Below are 21,984 nucleotides of genomic sequence, written 5' to 3'. Positions count from 1 at the left end.
TTCCTTTATTCTGATGACACTATGTTTCGCCTCAACGCGCGGACAGGCGGTCGGTAACGATCTTTGGCGTAATGAAGACCAGCAGTTCGGTCTTGTCATTGACGCGCGTATTCGATTTGAACAGGTTGCCAAGGATCGGCACATCGCCCAGTACTGGCACCTTGCTCGTGGTGTTGCGCTCGACCTGCTGATAGATACCGCCCAGCACCACGGTGCCGCCGTTTTCCACCATCACCTGGGTCTTGACGTGCTTGGTATCGATGGCGAAACCGGCGCGGGTTTCCTGGCCCACCGAGTCCTTGTTCACGTCAACATCCAGCACCACATTGCCGTCCGGCGTAATCTGCGGGACCACATCCAGCTTCAGGTTGGCCTTGCGGAACACGATCGAGGTCGCGCCGGAAGAAGTCGCCACCTGGTATGGCAGTTCCACGCCCTGCTCGATCACGGCAGGAGCCTTGTCGGCGGTCACCACACGCGGGCTGGAGATGATCTTGCCGGCGCCGTCAGCTTCGAGTGCCGACAGTTCCAGGTTCAGGAAGCGGTTGGCAGCCGAATTGAACAGGCTGACTGCCAGGCTGCCAGCCTGCGCGCCGTTGATCGATGCCGCTGGCAGGTTGATGAACTGGGTATTGTTGTAGGAACCCTGGCCATCATCCACTTTTACAATGCCTTGTGCCTGGCCCATGCCGGTGATGTTGCCGGTCAGGCCAACGCGGTTGTTGCCGTTGCCGACACCCCAGCCGGCGTCGCCGCCGCGGATGGCGCGCATGTCGGCAAAGCCCAGCTTGGCGCCCAGGTTGCGGGTAAAGGTATCGGACGCTTCCACGATACGCGCTTCGATCAGCACTTGCTTGGTGGCGATGTCGGTCTTCTGGATCAGCTTGCGCACCTCTTCCAGTTTGGACGCGATATCGGTCACGAACAGCTGGTTGGTGCGCGTTTCGATGATGGCGCTGCCGCGCTTGGACAGGATGCGGTTCTTCGTGTCGCCGCCGCCTTCAATGCCGAACACGGTCTTGAATGCTTCCGCCTTCTGGTAGTTAAGCTGGAAGATTTCGGACTTGAGCGGCTCCAGGTCGGCGATCTGGGCCTTCTGCTCCAGCTCCAGCTTTTCCTTGGTCAGCAATTCTTCCTTCGGCGCGATCCACAGCACGTTGCCGTTCTTGCGCATGTCCAGGCCCTTGGCTTGCAGCACCACATCCAGCGCCTGGTCCCATGGCACTTCCTTCAGGCGCAGGGTCAGGTTGCCCTGCACGCTGTCGCTGGTGATGATGTTCAGGCCCGAGATATCGGCAATGGCCTGCAGCGCAGCGCGCACTTCCACGTTCTGGAAGTTGAACGAGAGCTTCTCGCCGCGGTAGCCCTGGCTGCCTTGCACCAGCTTGTTCGGGTCTTCCTTGATCGGCTTGACGTCCACCACCAGCTGGGTGTCGCTCTGGTACACGCTCTGTTCCCACAGGCCGTGCGCTTCCACGGTCATGCGCACATTGTCGCCGTGCGGCACGGTGGTGATGCGGTTGACCGGGGTGCCGAAATCGGTCACGTCCAGGCGGCGGCGCAGGGTATCCGGCACGGTAGTCTTGAGGAAGTCCACCACGACGCCGGTCGGGGTCTGGCGCACGTCGACGGCAACCTGGTTGTTCGGCAGGTCGATCACCACGCGGCCTTCGCCGTTGTTACCGCGGCGGAAGTCGATATCGCGCAGCGCTTGCTTGCCGACAATTACCGGCGCGGCAGGCTTGGTCGCCGCCACCGGCAGGCCGCGCGCGTCAACTGCCTGCGCCACGCCGCCGGAAGCATCAATGGTCAGGATCACGTTCTTGCCGTCGATGGCGGTGGCGTAGTTCAGCGTGCGCTTCAGGTTGAACACCAGGCGCGAACGATCACCAGCCTGCACCACGTTGACGCTGGCCAGGTCGCCCATGTTCAGGTCCTGGCTGGTCTTGCCGGTAGCATTGCTGGTCTGGCCGAAATCGAGCGCGATACGGGCCGGGTTGGTGATGGCAAAGCCGATCGGCAGCTTTTGCGGCGTATCCTTCATTGCGATCTTCACGATCACATTGCTGCCCTGCTGGTTGGCCGTGATCGATTCGATCGCGTTGCCTTGCTGGGCCTGCGCAACGGCTGCGCTGCCGGCCAGGGCCAGCACTACGCTAGCCTGACGGCACAAGCGCTTCAGGGTTCTGATGGCGATCATTTGGAGCTCTCCTTACTTTCCTGCAGTTCCAGCTTCGACATGCGCTCGACCCAGTCGCCGGCCGCATCCTGAACAATTTCACGCACCGTGATCGCGTCATCCGTGACCCCGGTGATCAAACCATAATTCTGTCCCACGTACTGTCCCTTCTTGACCTGGTAGACGGTGCGGTCGATCTGCACCAGGCCATTCACCACATTGTTCTTTTCCATGGTGCCGACCATCTTCATGGCATCCAGCGGGAAGCTTTCGAGGAATTCCTTGCGCCGGTTCTGGTCCGGCGCCTGGGAACTGCCTGCGCGGCTCTTGGCCAGTTCGGTCAGCAGCTTGCTGGCGTTGAAGGGATCAAGCACGTCGCCGGCCACGTAGGCAAAAGGCACGAAGGTCTTCGGTTCCTGCAGCGGCTTGACGGTCGGCTTGGTTTGGGCCTCGGTTTCCTTCATCCAGGTACGCACCTGCTGCACGTCGCTCTCACCGCAGGCGGTCAGCAGCAGGGCACAGGCGAGGGGGGCAAACTTCTTCATTACTTCTTACCTCCCTTTTTCTTCTCGTTGGCCGCCTTGCGCTGCTCGGCCACTTCCTCTGCATCAAGATAGCGGAAGGTCTTGGCGATGGCATTCAATTGCAGCACGCCGGCTGGCAACTCCTTGCCCTCCTTGGGCTTGATATCCAGCGAGACGTTGTTCAGCGTGACGATACGCGCCATGCCTGCCAGGTCGCCGGCGAAAGCCCCAAGATCGTGGTAGCTGCCATTGACGCGCAGCTCGATCGGTTGCTCGGCGTAGTAATCCTTGACTTCGACACGGTTCGGCTTGAACAGTTCAAAAGTCAGGCCGCGGCCGGTACCGGCATTGTTGATGTCCGACAGCAGGGCCGCCATTTCTGCCTTGCCCGGCAGTTGCTTCTCCATCTGCACCACGTACTTGTCGACCTGTTCCTTCTGGCGCTTGAGCTCCTCGAGGTTGACCGCCTGGGCGATCTTCAGCTTGTATTCGTCGCGCAGCTTTTGCTCCTGCTGCGCGCCCGCTTCCAGCTCCTCGTACTGGGACTCCCAGTACAGGAAATAGCCGGCAGCGACGGCCAGAGCCGCCACGCCCAGCGCAAGCAGCACGCGCGGCAGGATCGGCCACAGGCCCGGGTGCACCCCGTTCAGGTCCCTGAACTGGGCCTTGAGCACCTCATCTAAATGTTTCAAATCAGTTGCCATGGTTATGTTCTCAGGACTTGGCTGCGGCATTCGGCGTGGCGCCAGGTTTGGCGCCCGGCTTGCCGTCCGGGTTTTCGTCCTTGTCGCGCGGACGTTTGATCATGACGGACAGCTGGAACTCGACGATGGCGCGGCCGCTCGACTTGTCCTTGCCGCCGATCGTGCCGGCCTTGACTTCGACCAGTTCCGGACGTTCCAGCCACGGCGAATTGCCGGACAGGTTGCGCAGCAGCTCGGACACCCGTTCCTGCGACTGGGCACTGCCGGTCAGCGTGACTTTTTGGCCTTCCTGCTTGACGGACTTCAAGAACACGCCCGGGGGCGTCTGCTTGACCAGTTCATCCATCAGGTAGACCGGCTGGTTGCGGTCAGCCTGCAAGTCTTCCACCGCTTGCTGGCGCGCCTTCAGTGCGTCGATTTCCTGGCGCAGCGTGGAAATTTCCACGATTTTCTTGTCCAGTTCAGCGATGGCGCCCTTCAGTTCACCGTTGCGCAAGTCCTGGATCGAAATGGCACGGGCGTTATAGCCGCCCACCATCAGCACGACCGTCGCGCCGGCGATGGCGCCGATGCCAAGCATTGCGTAAAAGGCTTTTTTGCGCAGCGCGCGTTTTTCCTCCCGGTGCGGGAGAAGGTTAATGCGTATCATCAGCCGAACCTCCGCATGGCTAGGCCGCAGGCCACCAGGTATGCCGGCGCATCGTTGCGCAGCGCCTGTTCACGCACGCCGGACGCCAGCTGCATGCCCTTGAACGGCGAAATGACGGCGCTGGAAATACGGGTGCGGCTGGCGATCATGTCCAGCAAGCCCGGCAACACGGCGCAGCCGCCCGCCAGGAAAATCTGGTCGATCTTGGTAAACGGCGTCGACGTGAAGAAGAACTGGATCGCGCGCGTCACTTCCAGCGCGGCGCCTTCCAGCCACGGTGCGAGCACATCGGACTGGTAGTTCTCCGGCAGGTCGCCGGCCTTCTTGCGCGCCTCGGCCTCTTCGAAAGCCAGGCCGTAGGAACGCACGATATCCTGGGTCAGCGAATTGCCGCCGAACGGCTGCTCGCGCTCATAGACCGTCGTGCCATCGAGCATCACCGAAATCTGGGTCGACACGGCGCCGATCTGGAACAGCGCAATCACCTGGCCGGCGCCGGCATTCGGCAGCTGCGAGGTGACGTGGTCCAGCGCGGCTCGCGCGGCATACGATTCGACGTCCACCACCGATGCTTTCAGGCCGGCCTCTTCAGCAATCGCCACGCGGTCGACGACCTTTTCGCGACGTGCCGCAGCCAGCATGACTTCGATGTCTTCCGTCGAATTGGCAACCGGCCCGATCACGTCGAAGTCCAGGCTCACCTCGTCGAGTGCAAACGGGATGTACTGGGCAGCTTCGGACTCGACCTGCATCTCCAGCTGCTGCTCCGACAAACCGGCCGGCAGCACGATTTTCTTGGTAATCACGGAAGCAGGCGGCATGCCCAGCGCGACGTGTTTGGCGCGCGTGCCGCTTTTCTTGATCAGGCGGCGCACCGCCTCGACCACTTGCTCCATATTTTCAATATTGCCGTCGGCGACTGCGCCGCGCGGCAGGGGCTCCGAGGCGCACCGGTCAAGGCGCATGCCGTCCTTGCCCGCTTCGGACAATTCCACCATACGCACACTCGAGGTGCTGATATCTAAGCCAACCAGCGGGCCCTGGGCGCCGCCAAACAGGGCTTTCAGGTCCAATGACATGGATGCACTCCTGACAACTCCATAGACATTTACATATCCAAATTCGTTTAAAAACCCGTGTTTAGACCGCAAACATGAGACAGTACATTAGATGCTAGCAACATTGTCAGCGCCGTGTAAAGGTATTTCTCCAGTGCACCATTAATGTTTTGTGAGGGATTTGCCACACCCAATGTTGCAATTAATGGCATATCAATAAACTAAGTTGTCTTGTTGCCTACAGCCAATATTTCCAGAGATCACGTGCGCTCAAGGGCCAGGGGCCTCATTTATAATGCCTTGCATAAAACTCACTGAAGCTGCGTATGACTGCAAACAACCACGAGACCACGGCAAAAAAATCGCCGAAGGGTTTTCTGCTGATGGCCCTGATTTCTTTGCTGGGCCTGATCCTGGCCGGCGTCCTGCTGGTGGTATTCGGCCTGGCCCTGGCCTACCCCAACCTGCCGTCGCTGGATACCATTACCGATTACCGTCCGAAAATACCGCTGCGTATTTACTCGGCCGACAATGTGCTGCTCGGCGAGTTCGGCGAAGAGCGCCGCAACCTGGTGCATATCAAGGACATCCCCGACGTCATGAAGAAGGCCGTGCTGGCGATCGAAGACAGCAACTTCTATGAACACGGCGGCGTCGACTACTGGGGCATCCTGCGCGCCGCGGTCCACAACGCGACCGGGGGCGCCCGCCAGGGCGCGTCCACCATCACGCAGCAGGTAGCGCGCAACTTCTTCCTCTCCAGCGAGCAGACGTTCAAGCGCAAGGCCTACGAAGCGCTGCTGGCCTGGAAGATCGAGCAGAACCTGACCAAGGACCAGATCCTTGAGGTCTACATGAACCAGATCTACCTGGGGCAGCGGGCCTACGGCTTTTCATCGGCCGCCCAAATCTATTTCGGCAAGAACCTGAAAGACATTAGCGTGGCGGAAGCGGCCATGCTGGCCGGCCTGCCCAAAGCGCCTTCGGCCTACAACCCGGTGGTCAACCCGAAGCGCGCCAAGGTGCGCCAGCAGTACATCCTGCAACGCATGGCCCAGCTTGGCTATATTACGCCCGCACAGTATGAGGTGGCGAAGAATGAGCAGTTAAAAGTGAAAACAGACAGCAGTGCGTTTGGTGTTCATGCCGAATATGTTGCGGAAATGGCGCGCCAGCTGGTCTACGAGCAGTTCAAGGAAGAGACGTACACGCGCGGCCTGAACGTGTTCACCACGATTACCAAGGCCGACCAGGACGCCGCCTACCTGGCGCTGCGCAGCGGCGTGATGGAATACGAGAAGCGCCACGCCTACCGCGGCCCGGAATCGTATGTCGACCTGCCGGCCAACAAGTCGGAAGCCGACGAAATCGTGGAGACCGAACTGGCCGAGCATCCGGACAGCGACAATATCGTGGCCGCCATGGTGTTGAGCGCCGCTGCCGACAAGGTGGTGGCAGTCACCGCTTCCGGCGAGGAAATTACCATCAAGGGCGCCGGCCTGGCCATGGGCAAGAGCTGGCTTTCGGACAAAAACCCGCCGAACAAGCGCATCCGCCGCGGCGCCGTGATCCGCGTGATGCAGGACGACAAGGACTGGCTGATTACCCAGATGCCGGAAGTGGAATCGGCCTTTGTTTCGGCCAGCACCGAAGATGGAGCGATCAAGGCCATGGTGGGCGGCTTCGACTACAACCGCAACAAGTTCAACCACGTGACCCAGGCCTGGCGCCAGCCCGGTTCCTCGTTCAAGCCTTTCATTTACTCAGCATCTCTTGAGCGCGGCCTGTCGCCGGCCACCATGATCAACGATGCGCCGATCTCGTTCGACGCCGGCCAGACCGGCGGCCAGGCCTGGGAGCCGAAGAACTACGACGGCAAGTACGAAGGCCCGATGACCATGCGCCGCGGCCTGACCAAGTCGAAGAACATGATCTCGATCCGCATCCTGCACCGCATCGGCGCCAAGTACGGCCAGGAATACACCACCCGCTTCGGCTTCGACCCCGAGCGCAACCCGCCCTATTTGACGCTGGCCCTGGGCGCCGGCGGCGTGACCCCGATGCAGATGGCCGGCGCCTATGCGGTATTTGCCAACGGCGGCTACAAGATTTCGCCTTACCTGATCGCCAAGGTCACCGATGCCAACGGCAAGGTGCTGTCGCAGGCCAACCCGGACAAGGCGGGCGACGAAAAGAACCGCGTCATCGACGAGCGCAACGCCTTCCTGATGGATTCGATGCTGAAGGACGTGGTGCGCTTCGGTACCGCCACCCGTGCCCTGTCGCTGAAGCGCCCGGACATCGCGGGCAAGACCGGTACCACCAACGATTCGATCGATGCATGGTTTGCCGGCTACCAGGCCAAGCTGGTGGGCATTGCCTGGATCGGCTTCGACCAGCCCAAGAACCTGGGCAACAAGGAAACCGGCGGCGGGCTGGCCCTGCCGATCTGGATCAGCTACATGGGCAAGGCGCTGAAGAATATTCCAATTGAGGAAAGGCCGATTCCGCAGGGCATCATTGCCCAGGATGGCGAGTATTACTATGCGGAGAATCCACCGGGCGTGGGCATCGACAGCCTGGAAGGCGCGACCCGCGGCACGCCGGCGGAGGAGAAACAGAAGGACGCAGTCAAGAACGAGCTGTTCTAAAACCGGCAGTGCAGTGTCTGACCCGCAGGGTCAGACACCAATACGCGGCAGCCGCAGGCCTGGTGCCTGCCCCTGCGGGTCAGGCACCGGTTTACCGGTTTCAGGGCGCCACCACCACCGGCGCCCCACCCTGCTCCGTCACAATCTCCGACAGCGCCGCATACAACTCCGTACCACGGCGCGTATCCACCCACTTGCCCTCCACCTGGCGATAGTGGAAGCCGCCCGACCTCGCCGCCACCCACAGCTCCTGCATCGGCGCCTGCGAGTTGATGATCACCTTCGATCCGTTCTCCACGAACTCGATCTCCAGCACGTTCCCGCTGCGGCTGCACTCCACGTCCACCATATCCTGCTCGCACAGGCGGTCCAGCGAAGCCTCGATCGCATCCAGGGTCGCTTCGGCCAGGTCCAAAAATTCCGATTCGGTCATGCTACACTCCAAGATTCCTATCAAGCCCCTATTTTAATCGTGAAGTCCCCAATCGCACTTGCTGTCCTTACAATGGCAGCCCTGCTGGCCGGATGCGGCCAAACCGGCCCCCTCTACATGCCTAAGCGACCCGCCAAGCCCGCCACCGAGGCGAAACCGGGCGTGGCGCCACCGGCGGCTCCGGTTCCGTCCACACCACCAGCATCCCAACAGTAAGCTTATGTCCCACTTCGAATACCAGAACGGCGTGCTGCACGCCGAAAGCATTGCGCTCGACGCCATCGCGGAAAGCTACGGCACCCCGGCCTACGTCTACTCCAAGTCCCAGCTCACCGAAAACTTCGACTCCTACGCCAATGCCTGCGCCGGCCGCGATGCGCTGGTGTGCTATGCGATGAAGGCGAACTCCAACCTGGCCATCCTCGACCTGCTGGCCCGCCGCGGCGCAGGTTTCGACATTGTGTCGGGCGGCGAACTGCTGCGCGTGATCGCCGCCGGCGGCGACCCGAAGAAAGTGATCTTCTCCGGCGTCGGCAAGAGCGTGGAAGAAATGCGCCTGGCGCTCGAACACGACATCCTGTGCTTCAACGTCGAATCGATCCCGGAACTGCACCGCCTGAACGAAGTGGCCGGCAACATGGGCAAGAAAGCGCGCATCTCGCTGCGCGTGAACCCGAACGTGGACGCCAAGACCCACCCCTACATCGCCACCGGCCTGAAAGCCAACAAGTTCGGCGTGGCCTTCGACGACGCGTTGGAAACCTACCGCACCGCCGCCAAGCTGCCGCACCTGGACGTCTCCGGCATCGACTGCCATATCGGCTCGCAGTTGCTGGACGACGCGCCGCTGCTGGAAGCGCTGGACAAGCTCATTGAACTGATCGACGCGCTGGGCGCGGAAGGCATCCACCTGCACCACCTGGATATCGGCGGCGGCCTGGGCATCGACTACGGCGACGGCGCACCGGTGCCTGTCGGCGACTACCTGGCGCGCCTGTTCAAGCGCATCGATGCCTGGCGCACCGAGAAGCATGGTGGGGCACCGATCAAGGTGATCTTCGAGCCGGGCCGCTCCATCGTCGGCAACGCCGGCGTGCTGCTGACCCGCGTGGAATTCATCAAGCACGGCGAAGAGAAGAACTTCTGCATCGTCGACGCAGCCATGAACGATATGGCCCGCCCGGCGATGTACCAGGCATGGATGGATATGCAACCGGTGGTGCGCAACGACGCCGCAGCCGCCATGTTCGACGTGGTCGGCCCGATCTGCGAGTCCGGCGACTGGCTGGCCCGCGACCGCGAGCTGAACGTCGATGCCGGCGACCTGCTGGTGATGAAGACCGCCGGTGCCTACGGCATGACCATGGCTTCCAACTACAACACCCGCGGCCGCGCCGTGGAGCTGATCGTTGACGGCGACAAGGTCCACGTTGTGCGCCAGCGCGAAAATCCAGCCGACCTGTTCGCGCTGGAGTCGGTTATCCGATAAAGCAAAACCAACCCCGCCATCCGCAAGATCATCGGGGGTCTGACCCTTGGGTCAGACCCGGGTTGCCGGTTTACCAGTGCGCGCCCACCAGGCGCGCATCCCAAGCAGCACAATCACGATCAGCCCAAACAGGATCGGCTTGTTGAAGTCGTGTTTGCCCGCCCGCATCCACCAGAAATGCAGGATGCCCAACGGCGCAATCACATACACCAGCTTGTGCAGCAGTTGCCAGCGCTTGCCGCCCAGGCGCCGCACCATGCCGTTGGTGCTTGTCACGGCCAGCGGCACCAGCAGCACGAAGGCAGTGAAGCCGACAGTGATGAAGGGCCGTTTGGCGACATCTTTCAACATCTCCTGCACGTCGAAGAAATGATCGAACCAGAGGAAAGTGGTGAAGTGCAGCAGCGCGTAGAAGAACGCATACAGCCCCATCATGCGGCGCAACTTGAGCAGCCAGTTCCAGCCCGACAAACGGCGCAGCGGCGTGACAGCCAGCGTGATGCACAGGAAGTACAAGGTCCACGAACCCGTATTGCGCGTGATGTACTGCAGCGGTTCGACCAGTTGGTCCGTCGCCACCAGATATACCAGGGCGAAGAACGGCACCAGCGCCAGCACAAAGGCGATGCTCTTGATTGCCGTTAGCTGGCGCGGTATGGGAGTAAAGGCCATCAGTAGTACTTCTTTAAATCCATGCCGGTGTACAGGGACGCCACTTCCGGGTAGCCGTTGAACATCAGCGTCTTGCGCTTTTTGGTGAAGAAGCCGTCTTCACCAATGCGGCGCTCGGATGCCTGCGACCAGCGCGGGTGGTCAACTTCCGGGTTCACGTTCGAATAAAAGCCGTACTCATTGGGCGCCGATTTGTTCCATGAGGTGCGCGGCATGTCGCGCACGAAACGGATCTTGACGATCGACTTGGCCGATTTGAAGCCGTACTTCCATGGCACCACCATGCGCACGGGCGCGCCGTTCTGGTTCGGCAGCACGTCGCCGTACATACCCACCGTGAGCAGCGCCAGCGGATGGTTCGCCTCGTCAATGCGCAGGCCTTCCACATAGGGCCAGTCCAGCACACGGCTGCGCACACCCGGCATTTGCTGGTGATCGGCCAGGGTGATGAATTCGACGAACTTGGCATTGCCGCTCGGCTCGACCTTCCTGATCAATTCGGAGAAAGAATAGCCAATCCACGGAATCACCATCGACCAGCCTTCGACGCATCGCAGCCGGTAGATGCGCTCCTCCAGCGGCGCCAGCTTGAGCAGGCTGTCGATGTCGAGGGTCATGGGCTTTTTGACTTCGCCTTCGATCTGCACCGTCCACGGGCGGGTGCGCAGCGTATGCGCGTTCTCGGCAGGATCGGACTTGTCGGTGCCGAATTCGTAGAAGTTGTTGTAGCTGGTGGCGTCCTTGCGCGAGGTCTGCTTTTCCATCACGGCGTAAGCAGGATTCAGCTTGGACGGGAGATTGGCCGCCTGCACCAGTTCCGGGCCAAGAATGGCGCCGGCAGCGGCCAGCTTGATGAACTTGCGGCGCGATTCGAATACTTCGCGCGGCGTGATTTCGGAAGGGAGAATCAACATGGTCGGCTCCAACTGGTGCAAGGTAATAGCTAAACCTTACACCAGTTTGCTGAAGCCGATATTAAAGCTTGCCGTAGGAATGCAGGCCGGAGAGGAACATGTTCACGCCCAGGAAGGCGAAGGTGGTGACCAGCAGGCCGACCAGGGCCCACCATGCGGCAGGGCGGCCGCGCAGGCCCGACATCAGGCGCATGTGCAGCCAGGCTGCGTAGTTCAGCCAGACGATCAGGGCCCAGGTTTCCTTCGGGTCCCAGGACCAGTAGCCGCCCCAGGCTTCCGCCGCCCACAGGGCGCCGAGGATGGTGGCGATGGTGAAGAAGGCAAAGCCGATCGAGATGGCCTTGTACATCACATCGTCCAGCACTTCCAGCGACGGCAGGCGGTCTTCCAGCATGCCGTGCGACTTCAGCAGGTAGGCTGACGCCACCATGGCCGCCAGGGCGAAGGTACCGTAGCCGATGAAGTTGGCCGGCACGTGGATCTTCATCCACCAGCTTTGCAGGGCCGGCACCAGCGGCTGGATCTCCGAAGCGCCGCGCGCCACGGTGTACCACAGCAGGAAGCCGACAGCGGCCGAAATCACCAGCAGCACAAAGGGGCCCAGGGCGCGGGTCTTGTAGTGTTCTTCGTAGTACAGGTAGAACATCGCGGTGATCAGCGAGAACAGGATGAACACTTCGTACAGGTTCGAGATCGGGATGTGGCCGACGTCGGTGCCGATCAGGTAGGACTCGTACCAGCGCACCAGCATGCCGGTCACGCCCAGCACGATGCCGGCCCAGCACAGGCGTGAGCCAATCGCGCCGCCGAAATCCGAACGGGCCACCAGGCCGCCCCAGTAGAACAGGGTCGACAGGACGAACATGGTGCTCATCCACAGGATGGCCGACTGGCTCGACAGCATGTACTTGAGGAAGAAGCGCTTGTCCGCCGCCGCCAGGTCGCCGCTGTACAGGCTGACAGCCCACAGCGCCAGTGCAAACGACAGCGGCATCAGCCAGCGCAGCGGCTTCCAGTACCAGCCCAGCGCGGCAAACACCGGGGCCGATGCCAGCAGGATAGCCTTTTCATAAATGTCCATGTAGGCGCCGAAGCGGTTGAAGGCGTATAGCGCCCCTGCGCATAGCACCACCGCAAACAGCCAGTCGAACGCGTTCAGGCGCTTGAAATAGCCGGGCTGCTGGGTATAAGTTTGTGTTGCTTCCATTTGCAATTCTCCAAAAACCTGGCAACAGCTTACGCCGATTGCGGCAGTTTTTCCTTGAGTTCCTTAAATTCCTTTTCGAAGTCCAGCGTCTTGCGCTGGGTGCTCATCGCCATCAGGGCTTCCGCACCATCTTCGCCGTCCTTGATCCACACCCATACACGGCGCTCGCGGATGTAGAACATGGCAAATACGCCCAGCACCAGCAGAAGGCAGCCAATGTACACGATAGTCTTGCCCGGCGAACGCGTCACCTGGAATACCGATGCTTTGATTTGGGTGAACTCATCCAGCTGCAGATAGACAGGGGCGCCGTAGAAGAAGCTGTCCGACAGCGCGTTGGTGGCCAGTTGCAGGAAGCGGCCGTGGGCCTCGTCCATTGCGGCGGCCGGCTTGCCGTCCTGGGCACGGGCGGCTTGCCACAGTTCCCACATCGAACCGTTCAGAATTTTCAGGAAGATCTCGGCGGCCTTGGTCTGCTCGGCCTGCGGCACTTTCTCCAGGAAACGGCTGATGGCGAAGAAGCCGGCGCCATTGGTATCGCCGGCAAAGATTTCCAGGCCTTTCAGGGCGGAGGCTTCCAGCTGGCCGCGCAGGGCATCGCCGGCCTTCGATTGCGGCATGGCGTGTGCCGCGTAGCTGGCAGCGGCTTTCTGGCGCAAGGCCGGGTCCTGCAGGGCGGCGCGCATGCGCATCCACTCGCGCACGCTGTGCTCGTCGTCGGCAGGAATGCGCAGGTAGCTGAACGGGTCGGACGGGTTGGCGCGCACGCCGGCCAGGAACACCGTATCGCCTTCGATGGTCACCGGCTGCATATAGTTCTGGTATTCGCGCGCCTGGCCGGTCTTGTCGCGCAGCTTGTACTGTACCGACGGGCCGACGTTCTTCAAGTCCTTGTTGTGGGCCGTCTTGGCGGCCGAGCCCAGTTGCTTGCCCAGGCTGCGCGAGAAGGATTCATTCAGGCTTTCGCCCTTGGTGACGGCGCGCGCATCCTGGCCGCTGATGTTTTCCACATTGAAGGGGCGGAAATCGCTCCACTCCACGGTGTATTCATCGTTCAGCTTGGTGGTGCCGTTGACTTCGCCTTCCAGGCCGAAGGTGGTGGTAGCGGTGCCCTTCATCGGGTGGCCGAGCAGCTTCAGCTTGCTGCCGCCGTCTTCAAACGACGACTGGTAGATCGCCACGCCTTCGAAGATCAGCGGCTTGTTGACTTCGACCACGGCATCGACGGTCTTGCCGCTGTCGTTGGAGCGCACGGTGACGTGGCTGGCAAACAGCTTCGGCATGCCGGTACTGTAGAAGTCGATATCGAATTTCTTGAGTTGGATGGTGAACGGCAGTTCCTGGATCAGCACGCCGTCCGGGCGCGCCAGGATGGCCGTGTTGCCGGCCGTGCCTTCCGGCAGGGCGATATTGCCGCGGTAGGTCGGGTTGTGCACGCCAAGGCGATGCTGGGCCGGGATGTCGGCAATCAGGCCGGTGCCGCCGAAGGCAGTCTTCCCCAGCACCCACTGCTGGAAGCGGATCGGCAGGTCGGAGTCGAGCATGCCACCGATCAGGATGACGACGATGGCGCTGTGGGCAAAGATGTAGCCGAACTTGTTGCCGGCGCCGCGCTTGGCCGAGACCAGGATGGCACCGTCTTTCTCAATGACCTTGGTGCCGTAGCCGGCATGGCCCAGGCGCTGGGCAGTCTGGCCGGCGAGCTGCTCGCGCGACAGCGGCGACTGCCAGTGCGTCTTGTGATGGAAATTGTTGAGCGAAGCTTCGCGTACCTTCTCGCGCCAGCTACGCATATCCTTCAGCATCTTCGGCGTATTGTGGACGATACACAGCGTGGTCGACACCACCAGCAAGCCGCACATGGACACGAACCACCACGACGAGTAAATGGCGTACAGCCCCAGCTTGTTGAACACCTCGAACCAGAACGGGCCAAACTGGTTGATGTAATTCGGCATTGGCTGGCTTTGCTGCACGATGGTGCCGATGATCGCCGCGAAGATGATCACTACGAACAGCGCGATCGCAAACCGCATCGAGGACAGCAGCTCGACCGTCTCGGCCAGTGGCCCGCGCCGGTTGCGAAGCTGGATTCCGGAGGTACTTGGGGTGTCGCTCATTGCAGCTCAGGGAAAAGTCAGGAGAATAACAAAAAAAGGGCAGCCTGCTTGCGCGGCCACCCTTTTTTCATGTCCAGAACCGCCCTGCATCGGGCGGCGCATTGCAATTACTTCAAGCCGGCCATGTAGTCGGCAACCGCTTCGATTTCCTTGTCGGACATGCGGTAAGCGATGGTCTGCATTTCAGGGCTGGACTTGCGGGTGCCGGCCTTGAAGGCTTTCAGGGTGGCAGCGGTGTAGTCCTGGTGCTGGCCGCCTACGCGTGGGTACATGGCTGGCATGCCGCCGCCGGCAGGGCCGTGACAGGATGCGCAGGCCGGGACGCGGTTTTCAGCGATGCCGCCGCGGTAGATCTTCTTGCCCAGTTCAACGGTGTCCTTGTTCTTGGCCGCGCCGGCCTTGCTTGGCTCGGTGGCCAGGTAGGCAGCCACGTTCTTCTTCTCTTCGTCGGTCAGTGCCTTGGCAAAGGCAGTCATCACGGTGCCTGGACGGGCATCGCCGCTGAAGGCCACCAGTTGCTTGTAGACGTAGGCTTCGCCCTGGCCGCCCAGCTTGGGATTGACGGTGATGGTCGATGCACCCTTGGCGCCGTGGCAGGAAACGCAGGCAGGAATGCCGCGTGCGTTGTCACCTTCAGCGTACAGCGTCGCGCCTTTGGCTGGATCAACCTTGGCTGCTGCCGGGGCATGCGCTTCATTAGCGGAGGCCACGCCGGAAACAGCCAGCATTGCGACGAACAAGGATTTTACAAATGGCGAAAACGCACGATTCATTCAGACACCTTGGGACAGAAGTAAATAATGAGTAGTATAAGAATTGGGCAATATAGCATGGCAACAATTCGTAACCCCTTATTGTACAATAGCTTTCCTGCATTTTTGCCCTCTTTTTGTTGCTTTCCCCATGTCCAAACTCTGGCAAGCCCGCTTTTTCACAACCGTTAACCATCTGCGCGACCTGCCGCGCACGACGGTGCCAGAGATCGCCTTTGCGGGCCGTTCCAATGCTGGCAAATCAACCGCGATCAATATCCTGTGCAACCAGAAAGGGCTGGCATTCGCCTCCAAAACCCCTGGCCGCACCCAGCACATCAACTTCTTCTCGATCGGTGGCGCCCACGTCGCGATGCACCGCCACGACCCGATCAACATGGACGAACTGCAGTGCCTGATCGCCGACTTGCCGGGTTACGGTTATGCGGAAGTATCGGGAGACGCCAAGAACCACTGGCAGCGCCTGCTGGGCGACTACGTGCAGCGCCGCGATCAGTTGGCTGCCCTGGTGCTGATGATGGATGCGCGCCGTCCGTTCACCGACCTCGACGTGCAAATGATCGAATGGTTCGCCCCGACGGGCAAGCCGATCCACTGCATCCTGACCAAGGCCGACAAGCTCAACCGCAATGAATCCATCAACGTGCTGCGCCAGGCCAAGGCCAAGCTCGACAGCTATGTCGATGAAGACGGCGAAGGCTTCCCCTTCACCGTGCAACTGTTTTCCGCGCTGAAGCGCATCGGCATCGAGGAGGCGACGGCCAAGATCGAAGAACTGGCCGGCCTCGCCGACGGCGAACAAGCGCCCACTCCTGATGAAAGCGAAGAATGATCACTCCTGATTTTCCAGCCATCCGCATGCGCCGCATGCGCCGCGACCCGTTTTCGCGCGCCCTGATGCGCGAGAACACCGTCACCGTGGACGACCTGATCTACCCGGTCTTCGTGGTGGAGGGCGCCAACCGCCGCGAAGCAGTAACCACCATGCCGGGCGTGGACCGCATCTCGATCGACAACCTGCTGAATGTGGCCGAGGAATGCGTCAAGCTGGGCATTCCGGTGCTGTCGCTGTTCCCGAACATCGACCCATCGCTGAAAACCAATGACGGCGTGGAAGCCACCAATCCCGAAGGCCTGATCCCGCGCGCCGTGCGCGAGCTGAAGAAAAACTTCCCCGAGCTGGGCATCATGACCGATGTGGCGCTGGACCCGTACACCAGCCACGGCCAGGACGGCACCGTCGACGAAAAAGGCTCGATCCTGAACGACGAAACCACCGAGATGCTGGTGCGCCAGGCGCTGTGCCAGGCCGAAGCCGGCGTCGATATCGTCGGCCCGTCCGACATGATGGACGGCCGCATCGGCGTGATGCGCAAGGCGCTGGAAGACAAAGGCCTGATCCACACCCGCATCATGGCTTACTCGGCGAAATACGCCTCCGCCTTCTACGGCCCGTTCCGCGATGCGGTCGGTTCGGCAGCGGCGCTGGGCAAGGCCGACAAGTTCACCTATCAGATGGATCCGGCCAATACCGACGAAGCCTTGCGCGAAGTGGCGATGGACATCGCCGAAGGCGCGGACATGGTGATGGTCAAGCCAGGCATGCCCTATCTGGACATCGTGCGCCGCGTGAAGGATGAATTCAAAGTGCCGACCTACGCCTACCAGGTGTCGGGCGAATACGCCATGCTGAAGGCCGCCGCGCTGAACGGCTGGCTCGATCACGACAAGGTGATGATGGAATCGATGATGGCCTTCAAGCGCGCCGGCGCCGACGGCGTCCTCACCTACTTTGCCCTCGACATCGCTCGCAAGCTCAAGGGCTTGGCCTGATAAAAAAACGCCGCGTTGACCGCGGCGTTTTTTCTTACCCCAACTGCTTGCGGCGCCTTGCCAGCGCGAGGCCGGCCAGGCCCAGGCCGAACAGCGCGGCACCCGCCGGTTCCGGCACCTTGGCCGCCGGGCCAAAACTTAGCTCGTCTATCTTGAACTGATACGCGACCGAGGCCGGATCGACACCACATGAGTTCCCGAAGTCCGGACCGCAACCCTTCTTGGAATAGTAAAACATGCCGCTGGCCGTGGTAGCGCCGGCAGGTTTGAAATCCAGTTCGCCAAGACTGGTAAACAGGCTGCCAAGTTCGCCCCCCAGGTTGAGCCATAAGTTCTTTTCTTCACTTCGCATCGCACCGCCTTCCGTGATGCCTATGCGCTCTTCGAAGCCGAAATGAATGCCCTGCTTGTTGCCGCTCTCAGACTTCAGGACCGAGGTGCTGCGGCCCCATTCATTGAAAATCGATAAGCCATCGACCGTCCGGCCCTGTGGCAGCGTCAACGAATAACCGAGTAAGGCCGGGGCGTACGTTTCCACGTTTTCGGAGCAAGCTCCGTCGATGTAAAGACCGCAACCCTGCTTGCCGGACCAGGATGCAATACGCGAACCAACCGGACCATAGACGTATGGCGAGCCAGTGGCGTCAATCGTTACTGATCCGAAGAACTGCCCGGGCACATCCTTAACTTCCTGGCCAGTCGAATTGATCTGGGTCAGGATGCTGGCTTTGAAATTCAGCGTTATCGGATTAGCGAAAATGACCGGCGCCGCACACGAAGCCGCAGCAGCCAAGAGGAATTTGGGGAGGGAATTTTTCATCTGGAATTTAATGCCCAAATGGCAATATTAACTACCAAATAATAACAAGAAAATAATTTCCTGTCATTAAGCACGGGCTGCTCGATGGCGCCCGTGCCTTGACTCACGCAATCAGGCGTTCAAGCCTTTGACGTGGTGTACGCCTTCCTGCCGGTCCTGCAGGACTTGCGGTATCAAAGAACCGACGATCATGCCAACGAAGGCGGCAGCCAAGCCGGCCAACTGGCCTGGGAATTTCGCGGCCAGTTCTTCGCCGCCGATCTGCGGGAAGAATACCAGCCAGGTCCCGATGCCGAATGCCAGCGACAGGATCGCGCCCTGCGTGGTAGCGCGCTTCCAGTACAGGCCCATCAGCAGCGGCACGAAGGCGCCGACCAGCGTGACCTGGTAAGCGCTCGACACCAGCTCATAAATCGAAGTGCCCTTCATCGCTACCGCGTACAACAGCACGGAAGCGGCGAACACGACGATCGTGGCACGCATTGCGAACAGTTGCTGCTTGTCGCCCATGCCTGGACGCAGGTTCTTCAGGATGTTTTCCACGAAACTGGTGGACGGCGCCAGCAGCGTTGCCGACGAAGTCGACTTGATCGCCGACAGCAGCGCGCCGAAGAACAGGATCTGCATCACCAGCGGCATCTTGGTCAGCACGAAGGTCGGCAGCAGGCGCTGGTAATCGTTCTTGGCCATTTCGAGGCCGTGGTCGCCCAGCACGATGATGGCGCAGGAGACAATGAACATCGGTACCGCCGCGAACAGGATGTAGCTGGCGCCGCCAATGATGGCGCCGGTGCGCGCAGTCGGTGCGTTCTTGGCCGACATCACGCGCTGGAACACGTCCTGTTGCGGAATTGAGCCCAGCATCATTGTCACGGCCGAGCCGACGAAGAAGGCGATGTCGGTGAACTGCGCCGGCGGCAGGAAATTGCCCAAGTCCTTGCTCGCCACCATGTCGACCACCTTGCCGGCGCCGCCCGCCAGGTCGGCGGAGAAGAAGGCGATCACGGACAGGCCCACCACCAGCACGATCATCTGGATAAAGTCAGTCCAGGCCACCGCCAGGAAGCCGCCGATCACCACATAGATCAGCACCGCCAGGGTGCCGACAATCATGCCGGCGGTTTCGGACATGGCGCCATTGGTCAGCACGGAGAACACCAGGCCCAGGGCGGTGATCTGTGCCGCCACCCAGCCCAGGTAGGAAATAATGATGGCCACCGAGCAGAACACCTCGATGCCCTTGCCAAAGCGCTGGCGGTAGAAGTCGCCGATGGTCAGCAGGTTGAGCTTGTACAGGCGGGCCGCGAAGAACATGCCGACCAGGATCAGGCAGGTACCCGCGCCGAACGGGTCTTCCACAATGGCGTTCAGGCCGCCCTGCACGAACTTGGCAGGAATGCCCATCACGGTTTCCGCGCCAAACCAGGTCGCGAAAGTTGTCGTCACCACCATGATCAGTGGCAGGCTGCGGCCGGCCACCGCGAAGTCGGTCGTATTCTTGATGCGGGTACCGGCCCACACGCCAAGGCCAAGCGTGCCCAGCAGGTACAGCACAACAAAGGAAATCAGGGTGATGTTCATCGCGGCGAAAACTCCGGCTCCAAGCGGCAAATTTCGCGATTATAGCTGCAAGAACTTCGGCTGAATCAAGAAATTAGCGCTTTTTACACATCACCCTGACAATCTACAACACCTCAGCGGCCAGCAGTCCTCCGCGCCCCGGCGGCACGCGCTTGCGCCAGCTCCCGTTCGAAAGCGACAGCGGTGGGAGCCGCTGCCTGCTGGCCATCCAGCGCCAGGCGAAAGCCCTCGCCGAGGCTGCTCCGATTGTCCGGGCTGGCGTGGCCGCGCAGGCTCAGCGACAGTTGCGGAAGGTTGGCGCCATAGGACGCTCCACGGGTAATCTGCATGCGTTCTTCGCCATCCTTGCACTGGCTGGTCCAGGCCGAGCCGTCTGCCGGCGCTCCCTGATAATCATTGTGCTGGCAATCCTCGACGTATTCGGCAACGTTGCCCAACATATCGTAGAGGCCGAAAGCATTTGGCTTGTAGGACCCTATCACCGCCGTGTAAGGCGCCTGGTCGTCGCACGACGGGATCTTGCGCTCCCAGCCCAGGTCGCGCGCAAACGCCACTTGGCCGCTGACATCGAAGCCATTGCCATAGCGGCACATGCTGTCCGGCTTGCCGTCGCCCGGATAGTCCCCGGTGACGCCGGCACGGGCGGCGTATTCCCACTCCGCTTCACTCGGCAGGCGGTAATGCTTGCCGGTGGCCTTTGACAGCCATTGGGCATAGGCCTGGGCATCCTGCCAGCTCACGCACATGACCGGGTGGTAATCGGATGGCGCGTATTGAGGGCTGTTCCAGCGGCCCGGCGCCGGGGTAAGCGGCGCGTCCGGGATGGCTCCGGCACCGGGCTTGACCCATTTCCAGCATTCGCCAGGTTCACCGCCGGCCTGGTAGCCGGTGGCGTCGACGAATTGGCGGAACTGCTTGACCGTTACTTCGTACTTGGACAGCTGGAAGGATTTGACGCTGACCTGGTGTTGCGGGGCCGAGGAAATCATCTGGCCATCGGAAGGTGGCGACTGCGGGTCGCCCATCAGGAATTTGCCGGCCGGGATGGCGGCCATCGGCGGTTCGATCGGCTGGGCTGCTATGGCGGACTGCGACAACAAGGCCACGACGGCCAATCCGGCTTGGGTAATAAGTCTCATGCATTCCTCTTCAATAGATGATCCAACTCTACGGTTGGAATGCAGGCACTATCGGCTCAGGCGGGCTGTTTGTCGTCCTGGCCGATCGGCGCGGACATGCAGCCGGCTCGCCTGCGCCACTGGGAAGGCGGCATGCCGGTCACTTTCTTGAACGCGGCATTGAAAGTGGAGCGGCTATTGAAGCCGGCCGCCAGCGACAGGTCGAGCAGGGAATCGCCGCGCCGTGCCGGATCGGACATCATGCGCTGCACGTCGGCCACGCGCAGGCCGTTGACGTAGTCATAGAACGTGACGCCTTGAATCTCGTTCAGGTACTGGGACAGGAGTTGCGGCGACGTGCCGACACGGCCAGCCAGTTCGGCCAGCGTCAGTTCGGGCTCGCGGTTGTCATGCTGGCACCCTACCCGCTGGAGGAGGCGCCGTCCAATTTCTTCGGCTGCGGCCGGAGTCATGCCTGAACGGGCGTACTTGCCATCCGTTGCCGGCTCAGGCTCTGCCACGGTCCGGGCCGCAGGTTCGCACGCTGGCGCAGTTACAGGTGCAAGCGGCTCCGATGGAACGGCCTTCTGCCAGCTTGGCACGAACACTGGCACATGGCGCATGCCGAACCAGCCTGCAAAGCACAGTACAGCAAGCCGTCCCAGCAACAGCAGGACGTCCCACGCCCCGCCGAGCAAGGTTGCCGGGAACCAGACAAGCAGCAACACCATCAGGGCAGCGGTCAGGCGGCTGAGCCAGTGCAGGTCGCGCTGGCGCATGGACGAGAAGTTCTGGCGCACGGCGTGGCGGTACTGGCGCAGGCGCCACAGGACGGCCAGGCCATACGCCAGCGTCAGCAACTGCAAGGCCAGTACCGCGACCAGGAACAGCCAACCCGGCGCAACACCTGCGCGCAGCGACAAGATCACGCCAAGCCACAGGGGCAGCGGCAGCAGGTGCCATGCCTGGCGCCGGCCTACGCCCAGGCCGGTCATCCCGCGAGTGTAACAATAAAAGGAAGCGCCCAGGCAAGCCAGCGGCAGGTCGAACAGCCCCCAAATTGCCGGATGCTGGCGGTAAATGCCCGCGCTATAACAGAAGTCCGCCAGCGCCAGCGAGGCAAAACTGGCGACAAACGCGGCCAGCCAGGCGTTGGCAGGACGCTTCCTGGCCAATGCCAGAAGGGGCGCAGCCAGGAACAACCCAAGCCCGGCGGTACACAGTTCCAGGCTGGTCGCGATCGGCGTCGCGGCCATCGA

General features: G+C 61.3%; 20 protein-coding genes. 5 read left to right on the top strand and 15 right to left on the bottom strand.

The annotated features are described in order from the left end of the window. Positions 1-31: 31 nt before the first annotated feature. From pilQ to ACN9MU_RS04505, 5 genes are read right to left on the bottom strand one after another with little or no spacing between them, the layout of a single operon-like run. Positions 32-2,200 carry a type IV pilus secretin PilQ gene (gene pilQ, locus ACN9MU_RS04525; protein WP_426344230.1) on the bottom strand — a complete coding sequence of 723 codons (2,169 nt, stop codon included), beginning with the start codon at positions 2,198-2,200 and terminating at the stop codon, positions 32-34. Beyond that, positions 2,197-2,724, bottom strand: a complete 528-nt coding sequence (locus tag ACN9MU_RS04520; protein WP_426167823.1) for a pilus assembly protein PilP — start codon at positions 2,722-2,724, stop codon at positions 2,197-2,199. Before ACN9MU_RS04520 ends, pilQ begins: the two co-directional genes overlap by 4 nt. Beyond that, entirely contained in the window at positions 2,724-3,407 is a 684-nt protein-coding gene (locus ACN9MU_RS04515) for a type 4a pilus biogenesis protein PilO (RefSeq protein ID WP_426320744.1), read from the bottom strand. The genes ACN9MU_RS04520 and ACN9MU_RS04515 overlap by 1 nt, the downstream gene beginning before the upstream one ends. 10 nt (positions 3,408-3,417) lie before the next feature. Continuing rightward, positions 3,418-4,056 carry a PilN domain-containing protein gene (locus ACN9MU_RS04510; RefSeq protein WP_426167819.1) on the bottom strand — a complete coding sequence of 213 codons (639 nt, stop codon included), beginning with the start codon at positions 4,054-4,056 and terminating at the stop codon, positions 3,418-3,420. Beyond that, a complete protein-coding gene (locus ACN9MU_RS04505) occupies positions 4,056-5,135 on the bottom strand; it encodes a pilus assembly protein PilM (RefSeq protein ID WP_426167817.1) in 1,080 nt (359 codons plus the stop codon). The genes ACN9MU_RS04510 and ACN9MU_RS04505 overlap by 1 nt, the downstream gene beginning before the upstream one ends. A 362-nt stretch (positions 5,136-5,497) precedes the next feature. On the opposite strand from ACN9MU_RS04505, the gene ACN9MU_RS04500 reads away from it, so the two are divergent. Then, on the top strand, positions 5,498-7,765 hold the full coding sequence (locus tag ACN9MU_RS04500) for a penicillin-binding protein 1A (protein WP_426172113.1): 2,268 nt from the start codon (positions 5,498-5,500) through the stop codon (positions 7,763-7,765). A 100-nt stretch (positions 7,766-7,865) separates the two neighbouring features. Here the strand turns inward: ACN9MU_RS04500 and cyaY are convergent, their stop codons facing one another. Next, the gene (gene cyaY / locus ACN9MU_RS04495) at positions 7,866-8,198 is read right to left on the bottom strand and encodes an iron donor protein CyaY (protein ID WP_426344229.1); all 333 of its coding nucleotides are present in this window, start codon (positions 8,196-8,198) and stop codon (positions 7,866-7,868) included. Between the two features lie 72 nt (positions 8,199-8,270). Here cyaY and lptM point away from each other — a divergent pair, with 72 nt between their 5' ends. Continuing rightward, complete coding sequence (gene lptM / locus ACN9MU_RS04490; RefSeq protein WP_082507583.1) at positions 8,271-8,414, top strand: LPS translocon maturation chaperone LptM; 144 nt, start codon at positions 8,271-8,273, stop codon at positions 8,412-8,414. Positions 8,415-8,418: 4 nt separating this feature from the next. Beyond that, entirely contained in the window at positions 8,419-9,687 is a 1,269-nt protein-coding gene (gene lysA / locus ACN9MU_RS04485; protein ID WP_426167813.1) for a diaminopimelate decarboxylase, read from the top strand. A 51-nt stretch (positions 9,688-9,738) separates the two neighbouring features. Here the strand turns inward: lysA and ACN9MU_RS04480 are convergent, their stop codons facing one another. The 5 genes from ACN9MU_RS04480 to ACN9MU_RS04460 all read right to left on the bottom strand — a co-directional run bounded on the left by ACN9MU_RS04480 (position 9,739) and on the right by ACN9MU_RS04460 (position 15,373). Continuing rightward, positions 9,739-10,359 (bottom strand): sulfite oxidase heme-binding subunit YedZ, encoded by a 621-nt coding sequence (locus ACN9MU_RS04480; protein ID WP_426167811.1) that lies wholly within the window; start codon positions 10,357-10,359, stop codon positions 9,739-9,741. Next, positions 10,359-11,273, bottom strand: coding sequence for a protein-methionine-sulfoxide reductase catalytic subunit MsrP (gene msrP, locus ACN9MU_RS04475; RefSeq protein ID WP_426167809.1), 915 nt, complete (start codon positions 11,271-11,273; stop codon positions 10,359-10,361). The genes ACN9MU_RS04480 and msrP overlap by 1 nt, the downstream gene beginning before the upstream one ends. Before the next feature lie 61 nt (positions 11,274-11,334). Continuing rightward, positions 11,335-12,480 carry a c-type cytochrome biogenesis protein CcsB gene (ccsB, locus tag ACN9MU_RS04470; protein WP_426167807.1) on the bottom strand — a complete coding sequence of 382 codons (1,146 nt, stop codon included), beginning with the start codon at positions 12,478-12,480 and terminating at the stop codon, positions 11,335-11,337. A gap of 29 nt (positions 12,481-12,509) precedes the next feature. After that, complete coding sequence (locus ACN9MU_RS04465; protein ID WP_426320732.1) at positions 12,510-14,600, bottom strand: cytochrome c biogenesis protein ResB; 2,091 nt, start codon at positions 14,598-14,600, stop codon at positions 12,510-12,512. Positions 14,601-14,707: 107 nt separating this feature from the next. After that, a complete protein-coding gene (locus ACN9MU_RS04460; RefSeq protein ID WP_426167803.1) occupies positions 14,708-15,373 on the bottom strand; it encodes a c-type cytochrome in 666 nt (221 codons plus the stop codon). A 130-nt stretch (positions 15,374-15,503) separates the two neighbouring features. Between ACN9MU_RS04460 and yihA the strand changes: the two genes are divergently transcribed. Further along, the gene (gene yihA / locus ACN9MU_RS04455) at positions 15,504-16,205 is read left to right on the top strand and encodes a ribosome biogenesis GTP-binding protein YihA/YsxC (protein ID WP_426344228.1); all 702 of its coding nucleotides are present in this window, start codon (positions 15,504-15,506) and stop codon (positions 16,203-16,205) included. Continuing rightward, positions 16,202-17,206, top strand: a complete 1,005-nt coding sequence (gene hemB, locus ACN9MU_RS04450; protein ID WP_426344227.1) for a porphobilinogen synthase — start codon at positions 16,202-16,204, stop codon at positions 17,204-17,206. The genes yihA and hemB overlap by 4 nt, the downstream gene beginning before the upstream one ends. Positions 17,207-17,240: 34 nt before the next feature. Here hemB and ACN9MU_RS04445 read toward each other — a convergent pair whose 3' ends face one another. The 4 genes from ACN9MU_RS04445 to ACN9MU_RS04430 all read right to left on the bottom strand — a co-directional run bounded on the left by ACN9MU_RS04445 (position 17,241) and on the right by ACN9MU_RS04430 (position 21,981). Beyond that, entirely contained in the window at positions 17,241-18,026 is a 786-nt protein-coding gene (locus ACN9MU_RS04445) for a PEP-CTERM sorting domain-containing protein (RefSeq protein ID WP_426344226.1), read from the bottom strand. A 111-nt stretch (positions 18,027-18,137) separates the two neighbouring features. Continuing rightward, positions 18,138-19,607 carry a sodium:solute symporter family protein gene (locus ACN9MU_RS04440; RefSeq protein WP_426320725.1) on the bottom strand — a complete coding sequence of 490 codons (1,470 nt, stop codon included), beginning with the start codon at positions 19,605-19,607 and terminating at the stop codon, positions 18,138-18,140. A gap of 113 nt (positions 19,608-19,720) precedes the next feature. Further along, positions 19,721-20,746: a formylglycine-generating enzyme family protein gene (locus ACN9MU_RS04435; RefSeq protein WP_426344225.1), complete on the bottom strand. Its 1,026-nt coding sequence runs from the start codon at positions 20,744-20,746 to the stop codon at positions 19,721-19,723. Between the two features lie 56 nt (positions 20,747-20,802). Then, positions 20,803-21,981: a helix-turn-helix domain-containing protein gene (locus ACN9MU_RS04430; RefSeq protein ID WP_426344224.1), complete on the bottom strand. Its 1,179-nt coding sequence runs from the start codon at positions 21,979-21,981 to the stop codon at positions 20,803-20,805. Between the last annotated feature and the right edge of the window lie 3 nt (positions 21,982-21,984).

Source organism: Pseudoduganella sp. R-32 (assembly GCF_049913245.1).
Taxonomy (GTDB): domain Bacteria; phylum Pseudomonadota; class Gammaproteobacteria; order Burkholderiales; family Burkholderiaceae_D; genus Rugamonas.
This window is presented reverse-complemented; position numbering and strand designations above follow the sequence as displayed.